This window comes from Pseudoruminococcus massiliensis (genome assembly GCF_900291955.1).
Lineage (GTDB): Bacteria > Bacillota > Clostridia > Oscillospirales > Acutalibacteraceae > Pseudoruminococcus > Pseudoruminococcus massiliensis.
The window spans coordinates 113,573-134,978 of record NZ_OLMR01000003.1 but is presented as its reverse complement, the minus strand read 5'-3'; the positions used below and the strand labels follow the sequence as shown (position 1 = coordinate 134,978).

Sequence of the window (21,406 nt, the reverse complement as noted above, 5' to 3'; positions counted from 1 at the left end):
GCTTGAAAAACGAAATCTGTCCGTTGCTTAAAATTTAATTTTCTACCAAGGTGGTATGTTTTTAATTACGTTATTGTTTATTATCCCAAAGCACTACATTTCCGTTTTCAAGCGTTTTTTTCATATCAATTATTCGCTGGTTACTTGAGCCTCTAAAACATAGTGAAATATCATAAAGGTTTTCTATAAAAGGACCGTCAACTAAAACATCTATATTTGCAAGAAGTTCATCTGTAACTTTGCATCTCCAATATCCTTCTTTTTGCAATTCATTTTCAAGTGTACAGCCAGTATAGAACCATATTGTCTTATTGGGCAATTTTTTTCTGATGCGCTTTATGAATGGCAAAATTTCTCTTTGATTTCTGACTTCAAAAGGTTCTCCACCAAGCACCGTTAAACCATTTATATAAGATTTTGAAAGTGATTCTATAATTTCATCTTCTGTTTCTTTTGTAAATGGATTGCCGTAATTGAAATCCCATGTTTCACTATTGAAACAATTCTTGCAATGTCTTGTACAACCTGAAACGAAAAGTGAAACTCTAATTCCTATACCGTTTGCAATGTCGGTTTTTTTTATATTGCCATAATTCAAAGCCATCACCACTTTTAAAGTATTATAGATAAATTATAGCACATTCAGTTTAAAAAATAAAGCAATTTATTTGACATATATAGTTTACAAGAGGTACGCAAGTATCATCAGTTGCATCAGATTTTATATGCTCTACTTTTTTACTTTTTATCTGTGAACTCTTTTTCTACCACAACCTTTATTAGATAGTCTCTTTTTGTAGATAAGTGTTCTTTTAAATAATTTTATAAAGTTTTTTTATTATTCTACATTTTTATCATATATGATTTTCAAACCTTTTAAAAGTAAGTCGTTATCGAATATGATTTTGTGCTTACAGAATGGAATTATTGTTTCTGAAAGACCACCAGTTGCAACTATTGTTGCTGTCTTACCAAGTTCTTCCTCAAAGCGGTCAATCATACCATCAATCATAGAGGCATTACCATAGAGAATACCACTTTTCATACTATCGGCCGTATTAGAGCCAATTACCTTTTTAGGCTTGGTAAGACTTATTCCAGAAAGATTAGATGCCATTTGAGTGAGGGCATCAAGAGAAATTTTTACTCCTGGATATATTATTCCGCCAAGATGTTCACCGAGCTCATTTATTGCGCAGAAAGTAGTTGCGGTACCCATATCAATGACAATTATAGGCTTTGGATATTGTGCAATAGCTGCAACAGCACCAACAACTCTATCACTGCCAAGCTGTGCAGGATTATCAAGCTTTATATTAAGACCAGTTTTTATTCCAGGACCAACAACTAAAGGCTCATGAGAAGTCACAGCTTTAACTGCACCATAAACTGCATTATTTATTGCTGGAACAACGCTTGAAATAATTGCACCATCAATTTTTTCAGGATCTATTTTATGAAGCTTAAGAATATTATTTATACTAATTGCGTATTCGTCTGGTGTAGCCTGTTTGTTTGTTGTAATGCGTGAAACAAAAAGTATTTTTTCTTCAATGCAGCCAAGAACTATATTTGTATTTCCAATATCAATAGCAAGTATCATTATTTTTCATTTCCTTTTTCTAAAATATCGACTTCAAGTCTGTTATATGGAATGGTAATTTTACGCTCATCAAATGAATATTTGACTTTTTCAGGGATATAATATCGCAATGCCCAGTAATCTTCTGGACGACACCAAACCTTTACAATAAGATTTATTCCGCTCTCGCCGTGACTATCTACACCTACAACAGGAGGTTCAGGTTCAGAAAGAATCCTATTATCTGAATTTATTATTTCCATAATGGCATCTCTTGCTTCAACAATGCTATCATTATAGGAAATAGAAAATGGCAAATCAAGTCTACGACAACCTTCAACATTATAATTTATTACATTATTTGAGGTTACACGAGAATTTGGAAGTATAATTTCTTTTCCGTCAAAGGAAATCAAAGTGGTATACATCATTTCGATTTTATGTACAGTACCTTCTAAACCCTCTGTTGAAAGGTAATCGCCAACTTTGAAAGGCTTGTTTATAATAATAAGAACGCCACTCGCAATATTTGCCATACTATCTTTTAGGGCAAGACCTATCGCAACAGTAGCAGTGCCTATAACAGTTATAATAGAGGTCATATCAATTCCGAGAGTACCTAAAGCACAAATTATTATAAGAATTTTTAAAACAACACTTATCATAGAGCCTAAGAATGATTTTACAGTTGGCTCAACCTTGCCTTTTTTCATTGTTTTCATAATAAGCTTAGTTATGTACTTTGCTAATAAAAAGCCTACACCTACAATGATTATTGAAGTTATAAGCTTTGGTAAAAAAGCAAGTATCCAATCGCCTGCGGCGTGTAACCACTTATCAAGCTGACTTAGTTGTTGTTCTATGTTTTCCTCTGATATGGTATTATCAAGAAAATTCATATAATATCTCCTTTCATTATTTTAACTGAACATAAAAATTATATCACCTTTCAAATAAAAATCAATAGCTATGAAATTCAGTATATCTATTGTTTTTCGGTGCTGATTTTTGTTATAATAATATTATTATACATAAAAAGGAAGAATAGAGTAATGAACGAAAAAGAAATTTCAGAAATCAGAAGAAGATTTCGTCATGATAAAAGTAATATACAGAAAATTCGTGGTTGTTATGTAAATGAAAAGGGAGAGATTATTTCAGAATTTGATCAGTCGCTTTCTCTTATGTCGGAGGCTGACAGCGAATCTCTGCTTAAAATTATCAAAAGAACTCTTTCAGGTTCAATAGGTAAAAATCTTATTGATATAGAATTTACCACTCAACAGGTTTGTGACAGTGAAGAACATAAATTACTTATGGATTTGCGTGAAACTGAACTTGAAAATGATGATTTAGTTCAACAGTTATATGAAAAAATCATAAAGACAATTAAGTTTGATGGTAATTATCTTATATTACTCGCCTTTGATAAATATGATATACCTGTTATCAGAAAGGATGGTTTTGGCAAAGAGGACGAATCTGATGAAATATTTGCTTATTATCTTTGCAGTATTTGTCCTGTTAAACAAATAAAATCTGCACTTGGTTTTTATGCAAGCGAAAATGAATTCAGAAATATAAGACAGGATTATGTAGTTTCTGCTCCTGAACTTGGCTTTATGTTTCCTGCATTTGATGATAGAAGTGCTAATATTTATAATGCACTTTACTATACTAAAAATACAAGTGAAAGTCATAATGATTTTACAGACGCAATTTTTCATACTGAACCGCCTATGCCCGCAACTATTCAGATGGAAACCTTTCAAAATGTTATTGCTGAATCAGTTGAGGAAGATTGTAGTTTTGATTTTATGCAAGCGGTTCACACAACCTTTACTGAAATGGTTGATGAACATAAGGAGTATAAAAAAGAAGAGCCACTTGTGCTTACAAAAAGTACAATTAAAGATGTATTCAAGGCTTGTGGTGCGTCACCTGAACATATAGAGGCTTTTGAAGAAAAGTTTGATGAAAGTTTTGGCGAAGAGGCTCAGATAACACCAACCAATATTGTAGACACCAAACATTTTGAAATAAAGACAGCTGATGTTAAAATTCAAGTTAGCCCAGATAGAAGTCATCTTATTGAAACAAAGATTATAGATGGCACAAAGTACATAATGATTCGTGCAGAAGGTGGAGTAGAAGTAAACGGAGTTAATATCCACTTTGATGAAAAGAATACAGATAATGTAGAAACTGAATAAATTTAAAATATGCACTTCTATACAAGCCCCCCTTAGCATAAATATTACAAAGGGGTGATTAAGCTTGGAAAAGTTAAAAGCGTATTTGATTTATTCGTCAACTTTAATAGGAATATTTTTGTTTGTGTTCCTTGTTTTCAATGCGTTTGAAAAGGTTGCTGATGAAGCAGTTTCTGCAGAGATTTCTGAAAAAGAGCTAATCGTGGTTATTGATGCGGGTCATGGCGGTGAGGATAGCGGAGCTGTGGCAAATTCTGTTCTTGAAAAGGATATAAACCTTGAAATCGCCTTGAAACTCAGAGATATGCTCAAAGCTTCTGGAATAGAAGTTAAGATGATTCGTGAAAGCGATGTTTCTATATATGACACAGCCTCAGGAACTATTCGAGAAAGAAAAGTTTCTGATTTGAAAAATCGTGTGAAAATCGTAAATAATAATAAAAAGAATATTCTTGTAAGTATACATCAAAATAAATTTGAACAGAGTAAGTATAGTGGTGCTCAGATGTTTTATTCAGCTAATAACGATAAAAGTCAGATTCTTGCAGAAAATATTCGCAAGTCTATTACTGGATTGATTCAACCAGAAAACAAGCGAGAGCTTAAAAAGGGCGGAAGTGATATTTACTTATTAAATAAGGCGACTGTGCCAGCAGTAATTGTTGAGTGTGGTTTTATTTCAAATGAGGAAGAAGCTAAAAATCTTTCAAATGAGGAATATCAAAGTAAAATAGCTTTTGCGATATGTTGCGGAATATTGGAATATAAAAATAAAAACTAAGTTAAGGTGATAAATTTGGCAGGAAAAGTTAAAAGCTTATATGTTTGCTCGGAATGTGGCTATGAAACTGCAAAATGGCTTGGAAAATGCCCATCTTGCGGTGAATGGAATACCCTTAATGAAGAAATTCGTGAAACTACTAAATCTGGTGTAGTTAAGCCTGAAAAGCGTATGTCTTCGTCATATTCTAAGCCTTTGAGGATAAATGAGATTTCAACAGATGATGAGCAGAGATATTTTACAGGCTCAAAAGAGCTTGACAGAGTTCTTGGTGGAGGAATTGTAAAGGGGTCTCTTGTTTTGCTTGGTGGTGACCCTGGCATAGGTAAATCGACCATTCTTTTGCAAATATGTAATCATCTTGGCAGAATGTTAAAGATACTATATATTTCGGGTGAAGAATCACGAAGACAAATTAAGCTTCGTGCTATGCGTCTTAATGTTGATAGCGATAATCTTTATGTTCTGACTGAAACTGATGTAGAAGTTGCCGCTGAATATATTCGCTCGGAAAAGCCTGACCTTGTAATGATAGATTCAATACAAACTATGAATTTTACAGAGCTAAGTTCATCTCCTGGAAGTGTTACACAGGTAAGAGAGTGTACTAATATTCTTATGCGAACAGCTAAGACTCTTGATATTCCTGTGATTATAGTTGGTCATGTGAATAAAGACGGTGCCATAGCAGGACCTAAGGTTCTTGAACATATTGTTGATGCAGTTCTCTATTTTGAGGGCGATAAGCAGATGTCATATCGTATTCTTAGAGCTGTAAAAAATCGTTATGGCTCAACTAACGAAATAGGTGTCTTTAGTATGGGAGATAGGGGACTCTCCGAAGTTGAAAATCCATCGCTTATGCTGCTTTCAGGCAGACCTAAAAATGTTTCTGGAACTTGTGTTGCTTGTGTTATGGAGGGTTCTCGCCCGATTCTTGCAGAAATTCAAGGCTTAGCCACAACAACGGGTTTCGGTAATCCAAGAAGAATGAGTACAGGTTTTGATTATAACAGAATGTCACTCTTGCTTGCTGTGCTTGAAAAGAGAGCGGGATTCTATTTTGCAAATCTTGACACATATATAAATGTTGTTGGTGGATTAAGACTTGATGAGCCAGCAGCAGATTTAGCTGTTTCTATGGCATTGGTAAGTAGCTTGAAGGATATAGTTATTCCTGATGATATGCTTGCATTCGGAGAAATTGGACTTGCCGGGGAGATTCGTTCAGTATCACACGCTGAAGAGCGTGTAAAAGAGGCGGCAAGGCTTGGCTTTAAAAAGTGTATCGTACCTAAACATAACCTTGATTCTATAAAACTTTCAAAGGATTTAAATATTAATGTTATTGGTGTCAGCACTGTTCGTGAAGCCTTTGGCGCAATCTGTTCTTGAATTTAAATTATTATCAGGACAAATTTTATATATACAAGAATCTTTTGTATTGTTCGTAACAAAAGACGATAGTTCGAGATGACAATATCCGTCAATTTGATAAATACAATTATCACTGCAAGGTATTATAGCCATAAAATTACCTCCTTAATCATAGGATATTGCATTTTGGTGATATTATTCAGAATTTGATTACAAATTATAAAAAATATATAGAACTTTATGCCTAAAAAGTAAATTAAAACCTCCTAAGAATTTGAACAAGTCCGTAAAAAATGGACAATAGAATATCTTAGGAGGTTTTAATTATTTTTCAGCAGTAACTTTTTGTGTATCGGTATTTTCTTTATTTATAGGTTTAAATATTTTCTTAATAATATGCACACCATCATATTTTAATTTGAATTGTATTCGTCCCATAAATGTATTTCCGCAATGCTTACAAGCGAAAGGTGCAATAAATGATTTACACGAAAATTTCCATGGCTTTTTTCGTTTAGCTCTATAACCGCAAGGACAAGTAAAATACATTTCTTTTTTATCAATAAGAGGGTTATTGAGGTCACAAAGAATAGTATTTTTAAATGTAAGCTTACGATAAAACTCATCATTAAATTTTTGTATATGAGAAAGTAAGATAGGGTAGGAATATAAATTCTTAAAGCACTCATAGGCAATTATGCTATCGTCTAAAGCTCTATGATGAGAAATATTATCTAAGCTTATTTCTAAAAGTTCTGTGGCTGTAGTTAAGCCCATTTGCTTACCTGCACTTTTTTCATTGTTTTTTATGTTCTTTTGTATTAGCATATCCTCACAATAATCCTGAAGATTTGTATAGTTATCTATAAAATACAATCTATCATCTTGAAGAAAATATTTTGTATTTTCCATGAGAACATAAATGTCAGTAATGCCCCAAGTCATCAGCACTGAATCGCCAAGAAATTTTCTGAAACCACTTAATGCGTGAGTGTAAGTACAGCCATTTTCTACATCTTCATCAGTTATATGTGTGAGTGTAGTAATCTTTTCATTTAGCTTTTTACCAATTTGAGGTCTTACAAGGGCAGAAAAAGTATCAATTATCTCTAAATCCGAATTAACCTTAATAGCACCGAATTCAATTATTTCATTTATAAAACCCTTAAGTTTTTTGCTATAACTCGGATTCCATTCCAAATCCAATATGACGAAGTTCATTTAGTTTATCAGCCTTTGCTTGCTTTTTTCATTCTCTGCTCTTTATTGAGAATTGTTTTTCGCATTCTGATAGATTTTGGCGTTACTTCTACAAGCTCATCGTCAGTAATAAATTCAAGTGACTGCTCAAGGCTGAGAATTGTAGGTGGTGTAAGTTTAAGTGCGTCATCAGAACCAGAAGCACGAGTATTTGTGATATGCTTTTTCTTGCAGACATTAACAACAATATCATCGCTCTTAGGGCTTGCTCCAACAATCATACCCTCGTAAACATCAACACCAGGCCCAACAAACAAACGGCCTCTATCCTGAGCAGCAAATAAGCCATAACCTGTTGTAGTACCTGTTTCGTGAGCAATAAGAGAACCTTGAGCTCTTTGCTGAATGTCACCCTTATATTCCTCATAGCCGTCAAAGATATGGTTCATTATACCATTACCGTTTGTATCTGTAAGGAATTCCGGTCTGTAACCCATAAGACCTCTTGACGGGATTCTAAATTCGAGATGAGTTGTGCCTGATTCACGGGTACCCATATTAAGAAGTTCAGCTTTACGAGTACCAAGCTTTTCCATAATAGCACCAACATAGTTGTCTGGTACTTCAATCATAAGAAGTTCCATAGGCTCGCAAAGTTTGCCGTCAATGGTCTTATAAATAACCTTTGGACGGGAAACCTGGAATTCATAGTTTTGTCTTCTCATCTGTTCGATAAGGATAGAAAGATGAAGTTCACCACGACCAGAAACTCTGAATGTATCAGCAGAATCAGTTTCTTCTACACGCATAGCAACATTTGTTTCGACTTCTTTGAAGAGTCTGTCACGAATATTTCTTGATGTAACAAACTTACCTTCACGACCTGCAAATGGGCTGTTATTAACCATAAACATCATAGAAACGGTTGGCTCGTCAATCTTAACAAATGGAAGTGGGTCGATGCAGTCAGGGGAGCAAGCTGTTTCACCGATATTGAGGTCAGGAATACCTGAAACAGCAATCAAATCGCCAAGCTCTGCTGTCTGAGCTTCAACTCTTTTAAGACCCTCAAACTGATAAAGCTTTGTAACCTTAGCATTTTTAGTTGTGCCATCATTTCTGCAAAGTACAATCTGTTGTCCAACATTAACGCTACCTCTTTCAACACGGCCAATACCGATTCTACCAACATACTCATCATAGTCAATGTTTGAGAACAAAATCTGTAAAGGTGCGTTCATTTCACCTGTTGGCGCAGGAATTTCAGATATAATTTTCTCAAAGAGAGGTTTCATATCAGTACCCTTTTTGTGTGGATCTAGCGTTGCATAGCCATCTCTGCCTGATGCGTAGACGACTGGGAATTCAAGCTGGTCTTCATCAGCACCAAGCTCAATAAAGAGGTCGAGAACTTCGTCAACGACTTCTTCTGGTCTCGCACCAGGTCTGTCAATTTTATTAACAACTACAAGAGGTTTTTTGCCTAAACCAAGAGCCTTTTTAAGAACAAATCTTGTTTGTGGCATACAGCCCTCAAATGCATCGACAAGCAAGAGAACACCATCAACCATCATAAGAATACGCTCAACCTCGCCACCGAAGTCTGCGTGTCCTGGGGTGTCAACTATATTTATTTTAGTGTTATTATACATAACAGCAGTATTTTTAGAAAGAATTGTAATTCCTCTTTCACGCTCAAGGTCATTAGAGTCCATAACTCTATCTTCAACAGCCTCGTTAGCTCTGAATACACCACTTTGAAGAAGAAGCTGGTCAACGAGTGTAGTTTTACCGTGATCAACATGGGCAATAATAGCAATGTTTCTTAAATTCTCTCTTGTATCCATTTCAGAATCCCTCTTTTTACTTAGTTATATTATCAACAATTTATTATATCATATGGTAAAGGCTCTTGCAATTATTATTTCGGGATATTTTTTAGATTTATGCAGAAATATAGCATAATAATTTGATAAAATCTGTACAAAATCAAAGCTTTGAATGAGTATATCAAAAATACTATATTTAGTACTATGAATTTTTGTGCGACTGTGATATAATGATTGTATATTTAAATTTGAATTTGGGTGTATATTATGAAACTCTTTAAAACACGAATAGATAACGATATAAAAAAATTTTTTAATGCTATTTTAGAAAAAGGAAATCCATTAAATAACGATTTTATTGAATTGCTTACAGCAATTAGTACAAAATTTAATGTTGATTCAGCATATATAGCTTTTGCAGATATGAATAAAGATACATTTTTCTATCCTTATTTTGATGCAAAAAACTCTAAGTATAATATGAGCAAAAGGAAATTTCCAATTAATCATAACCTCATAGGCACATCATTAGATAGATATGGGAAAGATAGTTTGTGTGTGTATAATATAGAAACAGATTGTGAGCGGAAATGCATACTTGATTATGCGTTTATTCGTAGTGAAAATTATTATTATTCAATAGGAATTTGGTGTACTCATAGAAGTAATTGGTCAGATGAAGAATGCCATGCACTAAAAAAAGTAGGACATTTATTAAAAAATGTCATGGTTAATACCGATGGAGTAATTGCTCTTATGCAATATCAAAAAAATCAAGAATTGAAAGAAAAAAACGAAGAACTTATTACAATGCAAAATCAAATAGTAAGTCTTTTAAATTGCGGTATTGTCGCATATACAGTACCAGAGCGTAGACTTTTAATAATAAACGATAAAGCAAAGCGTATTTTTGATTGCGATGACGAAAATTTAATGGGTTCTTTTTTAGAATTTTTACAAACAAAAATTCTAAATGAGGATAAAGGTATTGTAAATCAAGTAATAAAAAATCTTAAAAATTGTGGTGATGAAGTTACCTATACCCTTAAATCTAAAAATTCAAAAGGCGATATAAATGTTATAAGTGTGGTCACAAAGCTTTTAAAATTTGATAGTGGACAGAGATTTATTTTAAGTTCTGTTCTTGATATAACTCGTTTTGCAGAACTTAGCGAGAAGCTTCATACAGAACGAAAGCAATATCGTGATGCACTTGTTAATAACTGTGAGTTTTCCTTTAAATTTGATGTTACGGAAGGAATTATAGATTCTGAAATTTACACAAGAAATAATAGGCATCTATTAAATGAGTTAGGCTTAACTGCACCAGTTTCTTATAATAAATTGGTTGAAAATTGGATTGCTATTCAAAAGCCTAAATTTCTAAATGAAAATATGAATAAACATCTTACAGTAGATTTGCTTATTAAGCATTTTGAGATTGGAGTTACAAATATAGAAACAGAATATTACGACTGTAATAGAGATGTTTTTATAAGATTATTAGCTTTACTTTCTAAAAATGAGTATAATAATCACATTGAAGCAATAGTTATTGCAACAGACACAACAGCAGCACATAAAGAGGAAGAAAGAAGGAAACTCGAACTTTTATATACTAAAAAAGAACTCCAAAAAAGCATAGAATCCGAACAGAAAAGGCTTGCAATAATAGAAGCTATGAATGATATATATTACTGCAATTACTATATAGACCTTATAAATGATACATATGAACAGATTATAAGTGTAGATTATCTTGAAGAGTATATACCAAAGAACGGTAATGCACAAGAAACTATTAATATGTGGTTAAATTTGGATGTTAGTGATGACTTTATTAAAGATGTAAGAAAATTCACAAATCTTCATACACTTAGAGAGCGTATGAAAAACAAAAGCATATTAAGTATGGACCTTAATAGCAAAAAAGCAGGTTGGGCAAGAATAAGTTTTATTGCAGTAGATGTGGATAATTATGGAATGCCACTTCATACACTTTTAGTATCTCAGTATATAGACGAAGAAAAGAAAAATGAACTTGTTACTAAGCAAGCATTAAAAGAGGCATATGAAGCAACCAATCGTGCCAATCAAGCTAAATCAAATTTTCTTTCGAATATGAGCCATGATATTCGTACGCCAATGAATGCGATTATAGGTATGATAGCTATTGCGGAAATATATTTGAATAATCCTGAGAAAATGGCTGATTGTCTATATAAAATTAAAGTATCAAGCAAACATCTTTTGGCATTAATAAATGATATTCTTGATATGAGTAAGATAGAATCTGGAAAAATCGAACTTAATGAAGAATCAATAATGCTTACAGAACTTATTAATAATGTTATTGATATATGTAAACCACAAGCCGAAGCTAAAAATCATACACTTACTCTTGATATAAAAAGCATAGAGCACAATAAAGTTGTAGGAGATGAAACAAGAATTCAGCAGATTTTTACAAATCTTATAAGTAATTCAATAAAATATACGCCAGTTGGTGGTAAAATTAGTGTTATTATATCTGAAAAAGCTGTAAACAGACCTCATATGGGCTGCTATGAATTTATATTTGAAGATAATGGTGTAGGTATGGAACCCGAATTTTTAAATCGTATATTTGAACCTTTTGAACGAGAGCGGAAAAGCTATATAGGGAAAATACAAGGAACAGGACTTGGAATGCCTATTGCAAGAAATATTGCTCGTATGATGAATGGCGATATTGAAGTAGAAAGTAAAAAGGGCAAAGGCTCAAAATTTACAGTAACTATATTCTTGAAATTTGCTAATGATGAAAATATTTTTAGTAATTCTCAAAATTATTGCAATGAAAATAATGCAAATTCACTTATAAAATTTTCTAAAAAAGATTATTCATCTAAAAGGGCTTTGCTTGTTGAAGATAACACCCTTAATTGCGAAATAGCCGGTGAAATTCTTGGAATGGCTGGATTAAAAGTCGAATATGCTTCTAACGGAAAAGAAGCAGTAGACAGAATCCTATCCTTAGAGCCACATTATTATGATATTATTTTTATGGATATTCAAATGCCAATTATGAATGGTTACGAAGCAACTCGTATAATAAGAAATTCCGGCAGAGAAGATTTAAATAATATTCCTATATTAGCAATGACAGCTAATGCTTTGGCTCAAGATGTTCAGGCAGCATTAAAATCAGGTATGAATCAACATATATCTAAGCCATTGGATTTAAATCAGTTATATAATGCACTTGAAAAATGGCTGAAATAAGCTGGTTTTTAGAGAATTTTTATGATATTTTGTAAAATATTTTAAAAAAATATTCAAATAATTTATTAAAGCTATTGTTTTAGGTATAAAGGTCTGATATAATAAGAACTTGTACAGTTATTAAACACTATAAAATATTAAAAAAAGTATTGACATTGCGTTTTATTAGTGATATAACTGTACTATAACTAATGGTACAGTTTGATTATGAATGGAGGAATTAAATGAAGAATGTATTAGAATTTATTGAAAATTCTGCTAAGAATTTTCCAGACAAGGTAGCATTTTCCGATGAAAGTAATTCTATTACATATATCGAACTTTTAAAAATGTCTAAAACAATAGGAACTGCTCTTGTTAAAAAAAATAATATAAAAAATAAGCCTATTGCGGTTTTTCTTGATAAAACCGTATTTGCTCTTACAGCTTTTTTTGGAACTGTTTATAGTGGAAACTTTTATACAGTTATAGATTCTATGATGCCAGCTGATAGAATCAGTACAATTTTTGAATCACTTCATCCGGTAGCTATAATAACTGATAATGAACATCTAAAAATTGCTGAAAGTATAGAAAATTGTGGCGAAATCATATTGCTTGAAGATGCTTTGCGACAACAAATTGATGATAAAAAGCTTGCAGAAATTCGTAGCAATTCGATAGATACAGACCCTTTATATTCGTTGTTTACATCTGGTTCAACAGGAGTTCCAAAGGGTACGGTTGTAAGCCATAAAAATGTTATAGCATATTCTGAGTGGGTTTCTGAAACCTTTGATATTACAAGCGAAACAATTTTCGGAAGTCAGACACCTTTCTATTTTAGTATGTCAGTTCTTGATGTTTTCTCTACAATAAGGAACGGTGCAACTTTCCATATTATTCCAAAGAAATATTTTTCTTTCCCTATAAAATTGCTTGAGTATGTAAGAGATAGAGAAGTAAATACAATCTACTGGGTACCATCTGCATTATCTATTGTTGCAAACTGGAAAGCTCTTGATTATGTTGAGTTGCCAAAGCTTAAGAAGGTACTTTTTGCAGGTGAGGTTATGCCTACAAAACAGCTTAATATGTGGATTAAGAAGCGACCTGATCTTTTTTATGCTAATCTTTACGGCCCAACAGAAACAACTGATATATGTACATATTATGTTGTTGATAGGAAATTTAAAGATGACGAAACTTTGCCAATAGGTAAGCATTGCAATAACTGTGATGTTATGATTCTTACAGAAGATAATCGTTTGGCTGAGGTTGGCGAAGAAGGCGAACTATGTGCAAGAGGTTCATTCCTTGCTATGGGATATTATAATAATCCTGAAAAAACCAAGGAGGTTTTTGTACAGAATCCGCTTAATACAGCTTATCCTGAAATAATATATAAAACAGGCGACCTTGTAAAGCTTAACGAAAAGGGAGAAATAATTTATATTTCTCGAAAGGATTATCAGATTAAGCATATGGGTTATCGTATAGAGCTTGGAGAAATTGAAGCTGCGGCAGGCTCAATAGAAAAAATAAAAACTTGTGTATGTATTTACAACGAAAGCGAAGACAAAATTGTCTTTATATATGAAGGCTCGAAGATGACTGATAGTGAGCTTATGAACAAGCTTTCAGAAAAGCTCCCTGTTTATATGCGACCAAATGTTATAAAGAGAATAAAACAAATTCCATATAATCAAAACGGAAAAATAGACAGAAAACTTTTGAAACAAACTTATAAGGATATTTAATCGGAGGTAAAATTTAAAATGGAAAAGAAAATTTTAGAAATTCTTAGCGAAGTTAAGCCTGGTGTAGATTTTGAGGGAAGAACAGACCTTATTGATGCTGGTGTTCTTGCATCATTTGATATTATCTCTCTTGTATCAGAATTGAATGACGAATTTGATGTAGAAATTTCAGTTGTGGACCTTGTTCCAGAAAACTTTAATTCAGTAGAAGCTATGGCAAAGATGATTAAGCGTCTTGAGGACGAAGACTAATGAACTTTAAAGAAAATATATTTCTTATTGCGTTCTTGCCAATTGTCCTATTGCTCTATTATATCTTGCCTAAAAAGGCAAGATGGGGTGTTCTTCTCGCCTCAAGCCTTATATTCTATATTCTTTCAAGTGGAATATTTACATTTATAATGCTTGGTACATCAGTGACAATATATGTTGCTGGTTTGCTTATGCAAAAGATAAATGATAATTTTAAAAAGCAAAAATCCATAGAAGGTATCACAAAAGAAGAAAAAAAGCTATTAAAGAAAAAAGCAACCAATAGAAAAAAGCTTGTCGTTCTTGCGATTGTTATAATTAATTTTGGTTTACTTCTTACTTTAAAATATGGCAATTTCTTCTTGGGTACTATAAATATAGTTTTTGGCACAGCTATTCCGCCCTTAAGCCTTATACTTCCTCTTGGAATTTCTTTCTATACTTTACAAGCAGTTAGCTATGTTATTGATGTTTATAGAGGAACTTGTAAAGCTGATAAGAATTTTGGAAGAGTTTTGCTTTTTGTATGTTTCTTTCCGCAAATAATAGAAGGCCCTATTGGAAGATATGATAAACTGGCAGGTCAGCTTTATGAGGGACATTCATTTGACTATGATAAATTTATGAAAGGTCTTCAGCTTATGCTTTGGGGACTTATCAAAATAATGGTCATAGCCGATAGAGCAGGAATATTTGTAGGCAATGTTTTTGAGAAAATTTATGATGCAGATGGCTCTATTATTCTTTTAGGAGTTTTGCTCTATACTATTCAGCTTTATGCGGATTTTTCTGGCTGTATGGATTTAGTAAAGGGCATAGGACAGCTATTCGGAATTGAGATGGCAGACAACTTTAGGCGCCCGTTTTTCTCAACATCTGTTAATGAATTTTGGAGACGCTGGCATATTACTCTTGGAGCTTGGCTTCGTGATTATATATTCTATCCAATTTCGCTTTCTAAATTCTTTGCGAATCTTTCTGCAAAGGCTAAAAAGAATTTTGGAGATTTTCTTGCAAAGTTTCTGCCGTCAGCATTTGCACTTTTCTTTGTATGGTTTATAAATGGTCTTTGGCACGGAGCAGAAGTAAAATATATAGTTTATGGACTTTATTACTATGTTGTAATGATGCTTGGCCTGCTCTTTGAGCCTTTGTTTGTAAAGATAACTAATGCCTTACATATCAGCAGAAAGTCTAAACCATATTTTGTATTTCAAGTAATACGCACTTTTTTACTTGTAAATCTTGGTATGCTTATATTTAGAGCAAATACACTTTTTGACGCATGGTATGCTTTGTGTGCTATATTTAGCAAATTTAATGGCGATATTTTTGCAACGAGCGTATTAAGCTATAAACTTCATATATATGATTTTGTAGTTATTGCAATAGGAGCAGTTGCATTATTTATAGTTGGTGTTCTTCAAGAAAGAGGACATCATCTTAGAGATGAGATTGCTAAGAAAAATATAGTTATTCGCTGGATAATCTATTTTGTAGCTTTATTCATTTTAGTAATAGTTGGAGCGTATGGAGAGGGCTATCGTGTAGCAGATTTTCTCTATGCACAATTCTGATAAATATAAGAAAGGGCTGATAAATTGGAAAAGAATAAAAAACTTATTATACAGAGAATATCCAAGGTTATCTGTTTTTTGCTTATATTTACAGCTTTCTTGGAAATAGGCTCAAAGATTTTTATTCCTAAGAAGAATTCTGCCGAATATGGCAATAAAAATTACTACGGAAATTCATATCATGGGGAACGGGCTAATTCAATAGATATTGTAGTAGTTGGAAACAGTTCAGCATATAAAAGCTTTTCTCCACTTGAACTTTGGAACAAATATGGATATACCAGTTTTGTTTGTGGTGCTCCTGCTCAGAAAATTCAAGAAGGATATTATATGCTTGAAAATTTCTTAAAAGAGCAAAAGCCTAAGGTTGTTATCTATGAAACTGAGGGTATATTCAACTCTTATGGTAAGAAGATAAAAAGCTCTTATAATCAAGCTAAGCGAGATTTGATATTTCTTTCAAATGAAATTGATGGCATAAATGCCACTTTAGATGTAGTGACAGCAAATATATGTCCACTTTTGAAATATCATAATCGTTGGAGTAGCTTAAAACCAGAAGATTTTACTCTTGAACCTGATTATTCAAAGCATTATGTTTCAAAGGGATATGTGCTTACAAATAAGGTTAAGCCTTATCGTGGCAATAAAAATTATATGAAGCCGTCAGACTATACAACGCCTATTCAATATACAAATCTTTACTATCTAAATAAAATGAAAGAACTTTGTGATAAAAACGGTGCGGAGTTTGTACTTATGTCATCACCGCTCCCAAGAGCATGGAATGATGAACGCCATAAGGCAGTTAAAGCTTATGCCGAAAAGAATAATATAAAATATCTTGATACCAACCTTTCCATTGATGAAATGAAAATTGATTGGTCTAAGGATAGTTCTGATAAAGGTTATCACCTTAATGTGTATGGTGCCAAAAAGAATACATCATTTGTTGGAAAATATCTTACAGATAATTTTAAGCTTACTGACCATAGGGGAGATAAAGAATTTTCTCAATGGAATAAAGATTATAAGAGCTATTCAAAGAAAATCAAAAAGCTTAAATAGAAGAATACAAAAAATCCTCTCGGACTTTAAATTTAAGCCCCAGAGGATTTTTTTGCAATAAAATTAGTCTATAACCTTATAACCTTGAGCTTCAATAGTACTTGTTAAAACTTCATCAGAAATATCTGCATTAAGTTTTACTATTGCTGTACCGCTTTTGTGACTTACGGTTGCTTCGTCAATTTCAGGGAGAGCTTCAAGGCACTTCTTTACAGTAGCTTCACAATGAGGACACATCATACCTTCGATTTTAATAGTTTTTTCCATAGTCTTAATCTCCTTTTTGTTTTTTGTTTTTCGTTTTTTATCGTGCTTAGGATTTTTAATGTTTAGGAAATTTAACCTTAGTGCATTAGTAACAACACAAACACTTGAAAGGCTCATTGCTGCTGCTCCGAACATAGGATTCATTTCCCAGCCAAGCAGGGAAATCCATGCTCCAGCGGCAAGTGGAATACCGATAACATTATATATAAATGCCCAAAAAAGATTTTCATGAATATTTTTGAGCGTTGCACGACTAAGCCTTATTGCAGCAGAAACATCTGTAAGCTTGTTATTCATAAGAACAATATCTGCGGCATCAATTGCTATATCTGTTCCTGCACCGATTGCAATTCCAACATCTGCACGAGTTAATGCAGGAGCATCATTTATTCCGTCACCAACCATAGCTACACTGCCACGACTTTTTAATTTTCGAATAGTTTCTTCTTTTCCGTCAGGAAGAACACCTGCAATAACTTCATCAACACCTACTTGTTTTCCGATTGCATTTGCAGTTCGTTCATTATCTCCTGTTAGCATAACTATACGGATTCCCATATTTTGAAGTTCTTTGATTGCTCTTGGACTATCTTCTTTGACAACGTCAGCAACTGCTACTATGCCAATAAGCTTTTCAGAGTTTGCAAAAAATAGGGGAGTTTTACCCTCATTTGCGAGTTTTTCTGCCTTTGAAATAATATCATCTGAAAGGCTAAGTTTACTTGTGACAAAACCCATACTTCCTGCGAATATTTCCTTATTATTAAGTCTTGCAGAAAGACCATTACCAATAAGTGCTTTAAAATCAGTTACTTCATCAGCAAGTATATTCATTTCTTTTGATTTGATAATAATCGCTTTGGCGAGTGGATGTTCACTCCTACTCTCAAGAGAGACTGCAAGCTTCATAAGCTCTGTTTCACTTGTTTCGTTAGGAATAATATCAGTTACACGAGGTTCTCCACTTGTAATTGTGCCAGTTTTATCAAGTGCAATAATTTCTACTTTGCCCGTTTGTTCAAGAGAAACCGCTGTCTTAAACAATATTCCGTTTCTTGCACCGATTCCATTGCCGACCATAATTGCAACAGGCGTTGCTAAGCCTAATGCACAAGGACAGCTTATTACAAGAACGGATATTCCTCTCGCAAGGGCAAAGCCAACTGTTTGTCCGCATAATAGCCAAATTGCAATAGTTATGATTGCAATAGTTATAACGACAGGAACAAATATTCCTGAAACTTTGTCTGCAACTTTTGCAATAGGTGCTTTAGTTGCTGCTGCATTGCTTACCATTTTTATGATTTGCGAAAGTGTAGTGTCTTCGCCAACTCGTGTAGCTTCACATTTTATAAATCCTGATTGATTGACCGTAGCAGCGGAAACAGCATCTCCAACATTTTTATCAATAGGTATGCTTTCGCCTGTAAGAGCAGATTCATTTACAGCACTATTACCATTAATAATGATACCATCTACGGGTATGCTTTCTCCTGGTCTTACTACAAAAATATCACCCTTATGAACTGATTCGATAGGTACAGTCTGTTCAATATCATCACGAATAATATTAGCTGTTTTAGGCGAAAGCTTCATAAGACTTTTAAGTGCATCTGTAGTTTTTCCTTTTGAGCGAGCCTCAAGCATTTTGCCAACAGTAATAAGTGTAAGAATCATAGCAGCCGATTCAAAATAAAATTCGTGCATATATCCCATGACTGCAACTAAATTACCTCTGAGCTGTGCATCAGTCATTGCAAAAAGTGCATAACAGCTATATACAAATGCTGCACCTGAACCAAGCGCCACAAGTGTATCCATATTTGGCGAGCCTTTAATCAAGCTTTTAAAGCCACTTATAAAGAATTTTTGATTTATAACCATAATCGCTATTGTTAATAATAATTGAATAAGTCCCATAGCTATATGATTATCTGCCATAAATGATGGCAATGGCCAATTCCACATCATATGCCCCATAGAAATATACATCAGAATAACAAGAAATATTAAAGAGGCTATCAATCTTCTTTTTAGTTTGGGTGTTTCGTGGTCTTCAAGTGCATCTTCACCAGATTGTACAGAGCCTTTAGTGTCTAAACCTTTTTCAGAAGCGTCATAGCCTGCTGCACGAACTGCAGAAATTATTGCTTCAGAAGATGCTGTTCCATCTACACTCATAGAATTTGTCAATAAACTTACTGAGCATGAAGTTACACCAGCAATCTTATTGACAGCTTTTTCAACTCTTGTACTACAAGCAGCACAACTCATACCTATAACATTAAATTGTTTCATAATATCTCCTACTTCATCAACTTTTGGAGAACCGTAACAAGCTCATCTATAGTTTCATTCTTACCATCACGAATATCCTGAGCAACGCAGGTTTTTATATGATTAGCAAGAAGTTCCTTATTAAATGAGTTAAGTGCAGCATTTGCGGCAGCTACCTGAATCAAAATATCAGGGCAATAAGCATTCTTTTCAAGCATACCCTTTATGCCTCGAATCTGACCTTCAATACGGTTCAATCTGTTAACGAGTGCCTTATATTCTTCGTCCGTTCTCTGCTTAGTTTTATAGCATTGTGGACATTCTTTCATTTCTTTTTCCACTATATCACCTCATTTTAATTGTATCTTATACCCTGTATAGGTATTTTACAGTTAAGATTATATACCCTTGTAAGATGTTTGTCAATGTTGCATCTTGCAAGTACTATCAAAATTATATATGAGGTTCATTGTAAAATGAAATAGGACAATAGAAAAGTCATAGCAAACATGATATAATTGAAGTTCCCACACAACAAAAAATCACAGAGGATTGCTATGACTGAGGAACAGTATACAACAAAACGAAGGAAATTAAAACGAATGAAATTCCAACACTTAGCGAGAGAAAAGCGAGCACAAATTGAAATATTACTGAAACAAGGGCTTGCAAAAACGAAAATAGCCAAAGCAGTAGGCATATCCCGCTCAACAATCAATGATTTTCAAAAAGTCCTATCGTCAAATCTTTTAAGAAGTAATTTTCTTGAATTTTTTAAAGTCCCTTCTCCAAACTATACAAAATAAACCTTTTGTATAATTGGGAAAGGGTGAGTTTATTTATCTGATTCTGGCTTTGAAGTTATGCATATTTCTTGGTATATTATCTGTGATTCTGTTTATGATGAGTTTGTTAAGCTTCATTCTATTTTTTGAGGTGTGTAATTGGAAACTTCATGAATTTTTCCATGCCGTGTTTCTGACAATAACAATATATGTAATTATTGTATGAGCCGTATCCTGCGTCAGCTGTCGGATACTTCGGATAGAAGCCATATGTGCTTTTTAACTTTTCCATTAGGGGCTCAAAGCAATCCATATCGCTTCTGAACTGCGATATATTCATCCGCCACACCAATCTGAACATTTTCACTCAATGTCAATCATTCTGATTTCAATTCTAATATTTCTTTTTCATAATTACTTATATGTTTGTAACTTCTTGGCATAAAAATTCCCTCTTGATGTATATTCTACATCAAGAGGGTTCTTTTTTCTATTGTCCATTTTTTACAGACTTGTTCAAAAAGATAAGTGTTCTAAATTATTGATTTATAATACTTTTGCCTTCAAAATATTAAATATTTTGTGTGAAGCCTCTGTGATATTTTTTTGTGAAATAATTCCAGAAACAACAGCCACTCCGCTTATACCGCTTCCAGTAAGTATGCCGACATTATCGGCATTTATTCCACCGATAGCGACTACGGGAATTTTGACTGTATGTGCAATTTCACTGAGAATTTCAATCGTATTTTTCTTAGCGTCTTTTTTGGTAGTTGTACCAAAGACTGCGCCAACACCGAGATAATCAGCACCATTTTTTTCTGCTTCAATTGCAAGAGGAAGTGTTGGTGCAGTTACACCTATGATTCTTTCGTTGCCGAGAATTTTTCGTGCCTCGTGTAAGGGCAGGTCGCTTTGACCTATATGTACACCATCTGCATCGACAGCGAGAGCAATATCAACTCTATCATTTATAATAAGTGGTACTCCACGAGTTTGCAAAAATTCCTTGAGAGCTTTTGCAGTATTATAAAAATCTCTTGATGAGAGGTTTTTCTCTCTTAACTGAACCATAGTACAGCCACCGTCAATAGCTTTTTCAACAGCTTCTTCAAGAGTTTTTGTTGACATAAGTTCTCGGTCTGTCACAAGATAAAGCTGATAAATTTCTGAATTTGTTTTCATATGCTCACCG

General features: G+C 33.5%; 17 protein-coding genes. 9 read left to right on the top strand and 8 right to left on the bottom strand.

Going from position 1 to position 21,406, the window contains the following annotated elements:
- Positions 1-70 precede the first annotated feature (70 nt).
- The 3 genes from nrdG to C9914_RS05980 all read right to left on the bottom strand — a co-directional run bounded on the left by nrdG (position 71) and on the right by C9914_RS05980 (position 2,481).
- Positions 71-598 carry an anaerobic ribonucleoside-triphosphate reductase activating protein gene (nrdG, locus tag C9914_RS05990; protein WP_106764095.1) on the bottom strand — a complete coding sequence of 176 codons (528 nt, stop codon included), beginning with the start codon at positions 596-598 and terminating at the stop codon, positions 71-73.
- 240 nt (positions 599-838) lie between these two features.
- Positions 839-1,603, bottom strand: a complete 765-nt coding sequence (locus tag C9914_RS05985) for a type III pantothenate kinase (RefSeq protein ID WP_106764093.1) — start codon at positions 1,601-1,603, stop codon at positions 839-841.
- Positions 1,603-2,481, bottom strand: a complete 879-nt coding sequence (locus C9914_RS05980) for a mechanosensitive ion channel family protein (RefSeq protein ID WP_106764091.1) — start codon at positions 2,479-2,481, stop codon at positions 1,603-1,605. The genes C9914_RS05985 and C9914_RS05980 overlap by 1 nt, the downstream gene beginning before the upstream one ends.
- Before the next feature lie 153 nt (positions 2,482-2,634).
- Here C9914_RS05980 and C9914_RS05975 point away from each other — a divergent pair, with 153 nt between their 5' ends.
- The 3 genes from C9914_RS05975 to radA all read left to right on the top strand — a co-directional run bounded on the left by C9914_RS05975 (position 2,635) and on the right by radA (position 5,971).
- Positions 2,635-3,795, top strand: coding sequence for a DUF4317 domain-containing protein (locus C9914_RS05975; protein WP_106764090.1), 1,161 nt, complete (start codon positions 2,635-2,637; stop codon positions 3,793-3,795).
- Between the two features lie 64 nt (positions 3,796-3,859).
- Positions 3,860-4,576: an N-acetylmuramoyl-L-alanine amidase gene (locus C9914_RS05970; protein ID WP_242972066.1), complete on the top strand. Its 717-nt coding sequence runs from the start codon at positions 3,860-3,862 to the stop codon at positions 4,574-4,576.
- A 15-nt stretch (positions 4,577-4,591) separates the two neighbouring features.
- On the top strand, positions 4,592-5,971 hold the full coding sequence (gene radA / locus C9914_RS05965) for a DNA repair protein RadA (protein WP_022265136.1): 1,380 nt from the start codon (positions 4,592-4,594) through the stop codon (positions 5,969-5,971).
- Between the two features lie 306 nt (positions 5,972-6,277).
- On the opposite strand, the gene C9914_RS05960 is transcribed toward radA, so the two are convergent.
- Both C9914_RS05960 and typA read right to left on the bottom strand, forming a co-directional pair.
- Positions 6,278-7,174 carry a 3'-5' exonuclease gene (locus tag C9914_RS05960; protein ID WP_106764088.1) on the bottom strand — a complete coding sequence of 299 codons (897 nt, stop codon included), beginning with the start codon at positions 7,172-7,174 and terminating at the stop codon, positions 6,278-6,280.
- 8 nt (positions 7,175-7,182) lie between these two features.
- Positions 7,183-9,000 carry a translational GTPase TypA gene (gene typA, locus C9914_RS05955; RefSeq protein ID WP_106764086.1) on the bottom strand — a complete coding sequence of 606 codons (1,818 nt, stop codon included), beginning with the start codon at positions 8,998-9,000 and terminating at the stop codon, positions 7,183-7,185.
- Between the two features lie 249 nt (positions 9,001-9,249).
- On the opposite strand from typA, the gene C9914_RS05950 reads away from it, so the two are divergent.
- The 5 genes from C9914_RS05950 to C9914_RS05930 all read left to right on the top strand — a co-directional run bounded on the left by C9914_RS05950 (position 9,250) and on the right by C9914_RS05930 (position 16,882).
- Positions 9,250-12,246, top strand: a complete 2,997-nt coding sequence (locus C9914_RS05950; RefSeq protein ID WP_106764085.1) for a PAS domain-containing hybrid sensor histidine kinase/response regulator — start codon at positions 9,250-9,252, stop codon at positions 12,244-12,246.
- A 224-nt stretch (positions 12,247-12,470) separates the two neighbouring features.
- The gene (locus tag C9914_RS05945; RefSeq protein WP_106764083.1) at positions 12,471-13,985 is read left to right on the top strand and encodes an amino acid adenylation domain-containing protein; all 1,515 of its coding nucleotides are present in this window, start codon (positions 12,471-12,473) and stop codon (positions 13,983-13,985) included.
- Positions 13,986-14,003: 18 nt separating this feature from the next.
- Positions 14,004-14,237 (top strand): phosphopantetheine-binding protein, encoded by a 234-nt coding sequence (locus C9914_RS05940; RefSeq protein WP_106764082.1) that lies wholly within the window; start codon positions 14,004-14,006, stop codon positions 14,235-14,237.
- Positions 14,237-15,814 (top strand): MBOAT family O-acyltransferase, encoded by a 1,578-nt coding sequence (locus tag C9914_RS05935; protein ID WP_106764080.1) that lies wholly within the window; start codon positions 14,237-14,239, stop codon positions 15,812-15,814. Before C9914_RS05940 ends, C9914_RS05935 begins: the two co-directional genes overlap by 1 nt.
- A 24-nt stretch (positions 15,815-15,838) precedes the next feature.
- Complete coding sequence (locus tag C9914_RS05930) at positions 15,839-16,882, top strand: SGNH/GDSL hydrolase family protein (RefSeq protein WP_106764078.1); 1,044 nt, start codon at positions 15,839-15,841, stop codon at positions 16,880-16,882.
- Between the two features lie 63 nt (positions 16,883-16,945).
- Here C9914_RS05930 and C9914_RS05925 read toward each other — a convergent pair whose 3' ends face one another.
- Positions 16,946-19,447, bottom strand: coding sequence for a heavy metal translocating P-type ATPase (locus C9914_RS05925; RefSeq protein ID WP_106764077.1), 2,502 nt, complete (start codon positions 19,445-19,447; stop codon positions 16,946-16,948).
- Positions 19,448-19,455: 8 nt separating this feature from the next.
- Entirely contained in the window at positions 19,456-19,755 is a 300-nt protein-coding gene (locus C9914_RS05920) for a metal-sensing transcriptional repressor (protein ID WP_118366298.1), read from the bottom strand.
- Between the two features lie 228 nt (positions 19,756-19,983).
- Between C9914_RS05920 and C9914_RS05915 the strand changes: the two genes are divergently transcribed.
- A complete protein-coding gene (locus C9914_RS05915) occupies positions 19,984-20,232 on the top strand; it encodes a helix-turn-helix domain-containing protein (protein WP_106764073.1) in 249 nt (82 codons plus the stop codon).
- 525 nt (positions 20,233-20,757) lie between these two features.
- On the opposite strand, the gene thiE is transcribed toward C9914_RS05915, so the two are convergent.
- Positions 20,758-21,396 (bottom strand): thiamine phosphate synthase, encoded by a 639-nt coding sequence (gene thiE, locus C9914_RS05905; protein ID WP_106764072.1) that lies wholly within the window; start codon positions 21,394-21,396, stop codon positions 20,758-20,760.
- Positions 21,397-21,406: the final 10 nt, after the last annotated feature.

Excerpts from the sequence above, each read along its gene's own strand:
- C9914_RS05940 (WP_106764082.1), top strand. The coding sequence starts at position 14,004 with ATGGAAAAGAAAATTTTAGAAATTCTTAGCGAAGTTAAGCCTGGTGTA.
- C9914_RS05925 (WP_106764077.1), bottom strand. The coding sequence starts at position 19,447 with ATGAAACAATTTAATGTTATAGGTATGAGTTGTGCTGCTTGTAGTACA.
- C9914_RS05985 (WP_106764093.1), bottom strand. The coding sequence starts at position 1,603 with ATGATACTTGCTATTGATATTGGAAATACAAATATAGTTCTTGGCTGC.
- C9914_RS05915 (WP_106764073.1), top strand. The coding sequence starts at position 19,984 with ATGACTGAGGAACAGTATACAACAAAACGAAGGAAATTAAAACGAATG.
- C9914_RS05935 (WP_106764080.1), top strand. The coding sequence starts at position 14,237 with ATGAACTTTAAAGAAAATATATTTCTTATTGCGTTCTTGCCAATTGTC.
- typA (WP_106764086.1), bottom strand. The coding sequence starts at position 9,000 with ATGGATACAAGAGAGAATTTAAGAAACATTGCTATTATTGCCCATGTT.
- C9914_RS05950 (WP_106764085.1), top strand. The coding sequence starts at position 9,250 with ATGAAACTCTTTAAAACACGAATAGATAACGATATAAAAAAATTTTTT.
- C9914_RS05920 (WP_118366298.1), bottom strand. The coding sequence starts at position 19,755 with ATGAAAGAATGTCCACAATGCTATAAAACTAAGCAGAGAACGGACGAA.
- C9914_RS05960 (WP_106764088.1), bottom strand. The coding sequence starts at position 7,174 with ATGAACTTCGTCATATTGGATTTGGAATGGAATCCGAGTTATAGCAAA.
- thiE (WP_106764072.1), bottom strand. The coding sequence starts at position 21,396 with ATGAAAACAAATTCAGAAATTTATCAGCTTTATCTTGTGACAGACCGA.
- C9914_RS05945 (WP_106764083.1), top strand. The coding sequence starts at position 12,471 with ATGAAGAATGTATTAGAATTTATTGAAAATTCTGCTAAGAATTTTCCA.
- C9914_RS05975 (WP_106764090.1), top strand. The coding sequence starts at position 2,635 with ATGAACGAAAAAGAAATTTCAGAAATCAGAAGAAGATTTCGTCATGAT.
- C9914_RS05980 (WP_106764091.1), bottom strand. The coding sequence starts at position 2,481 with ATGAATTTTCTTGATAATACCATATCAGAGGAAAACATAGAACAACAA.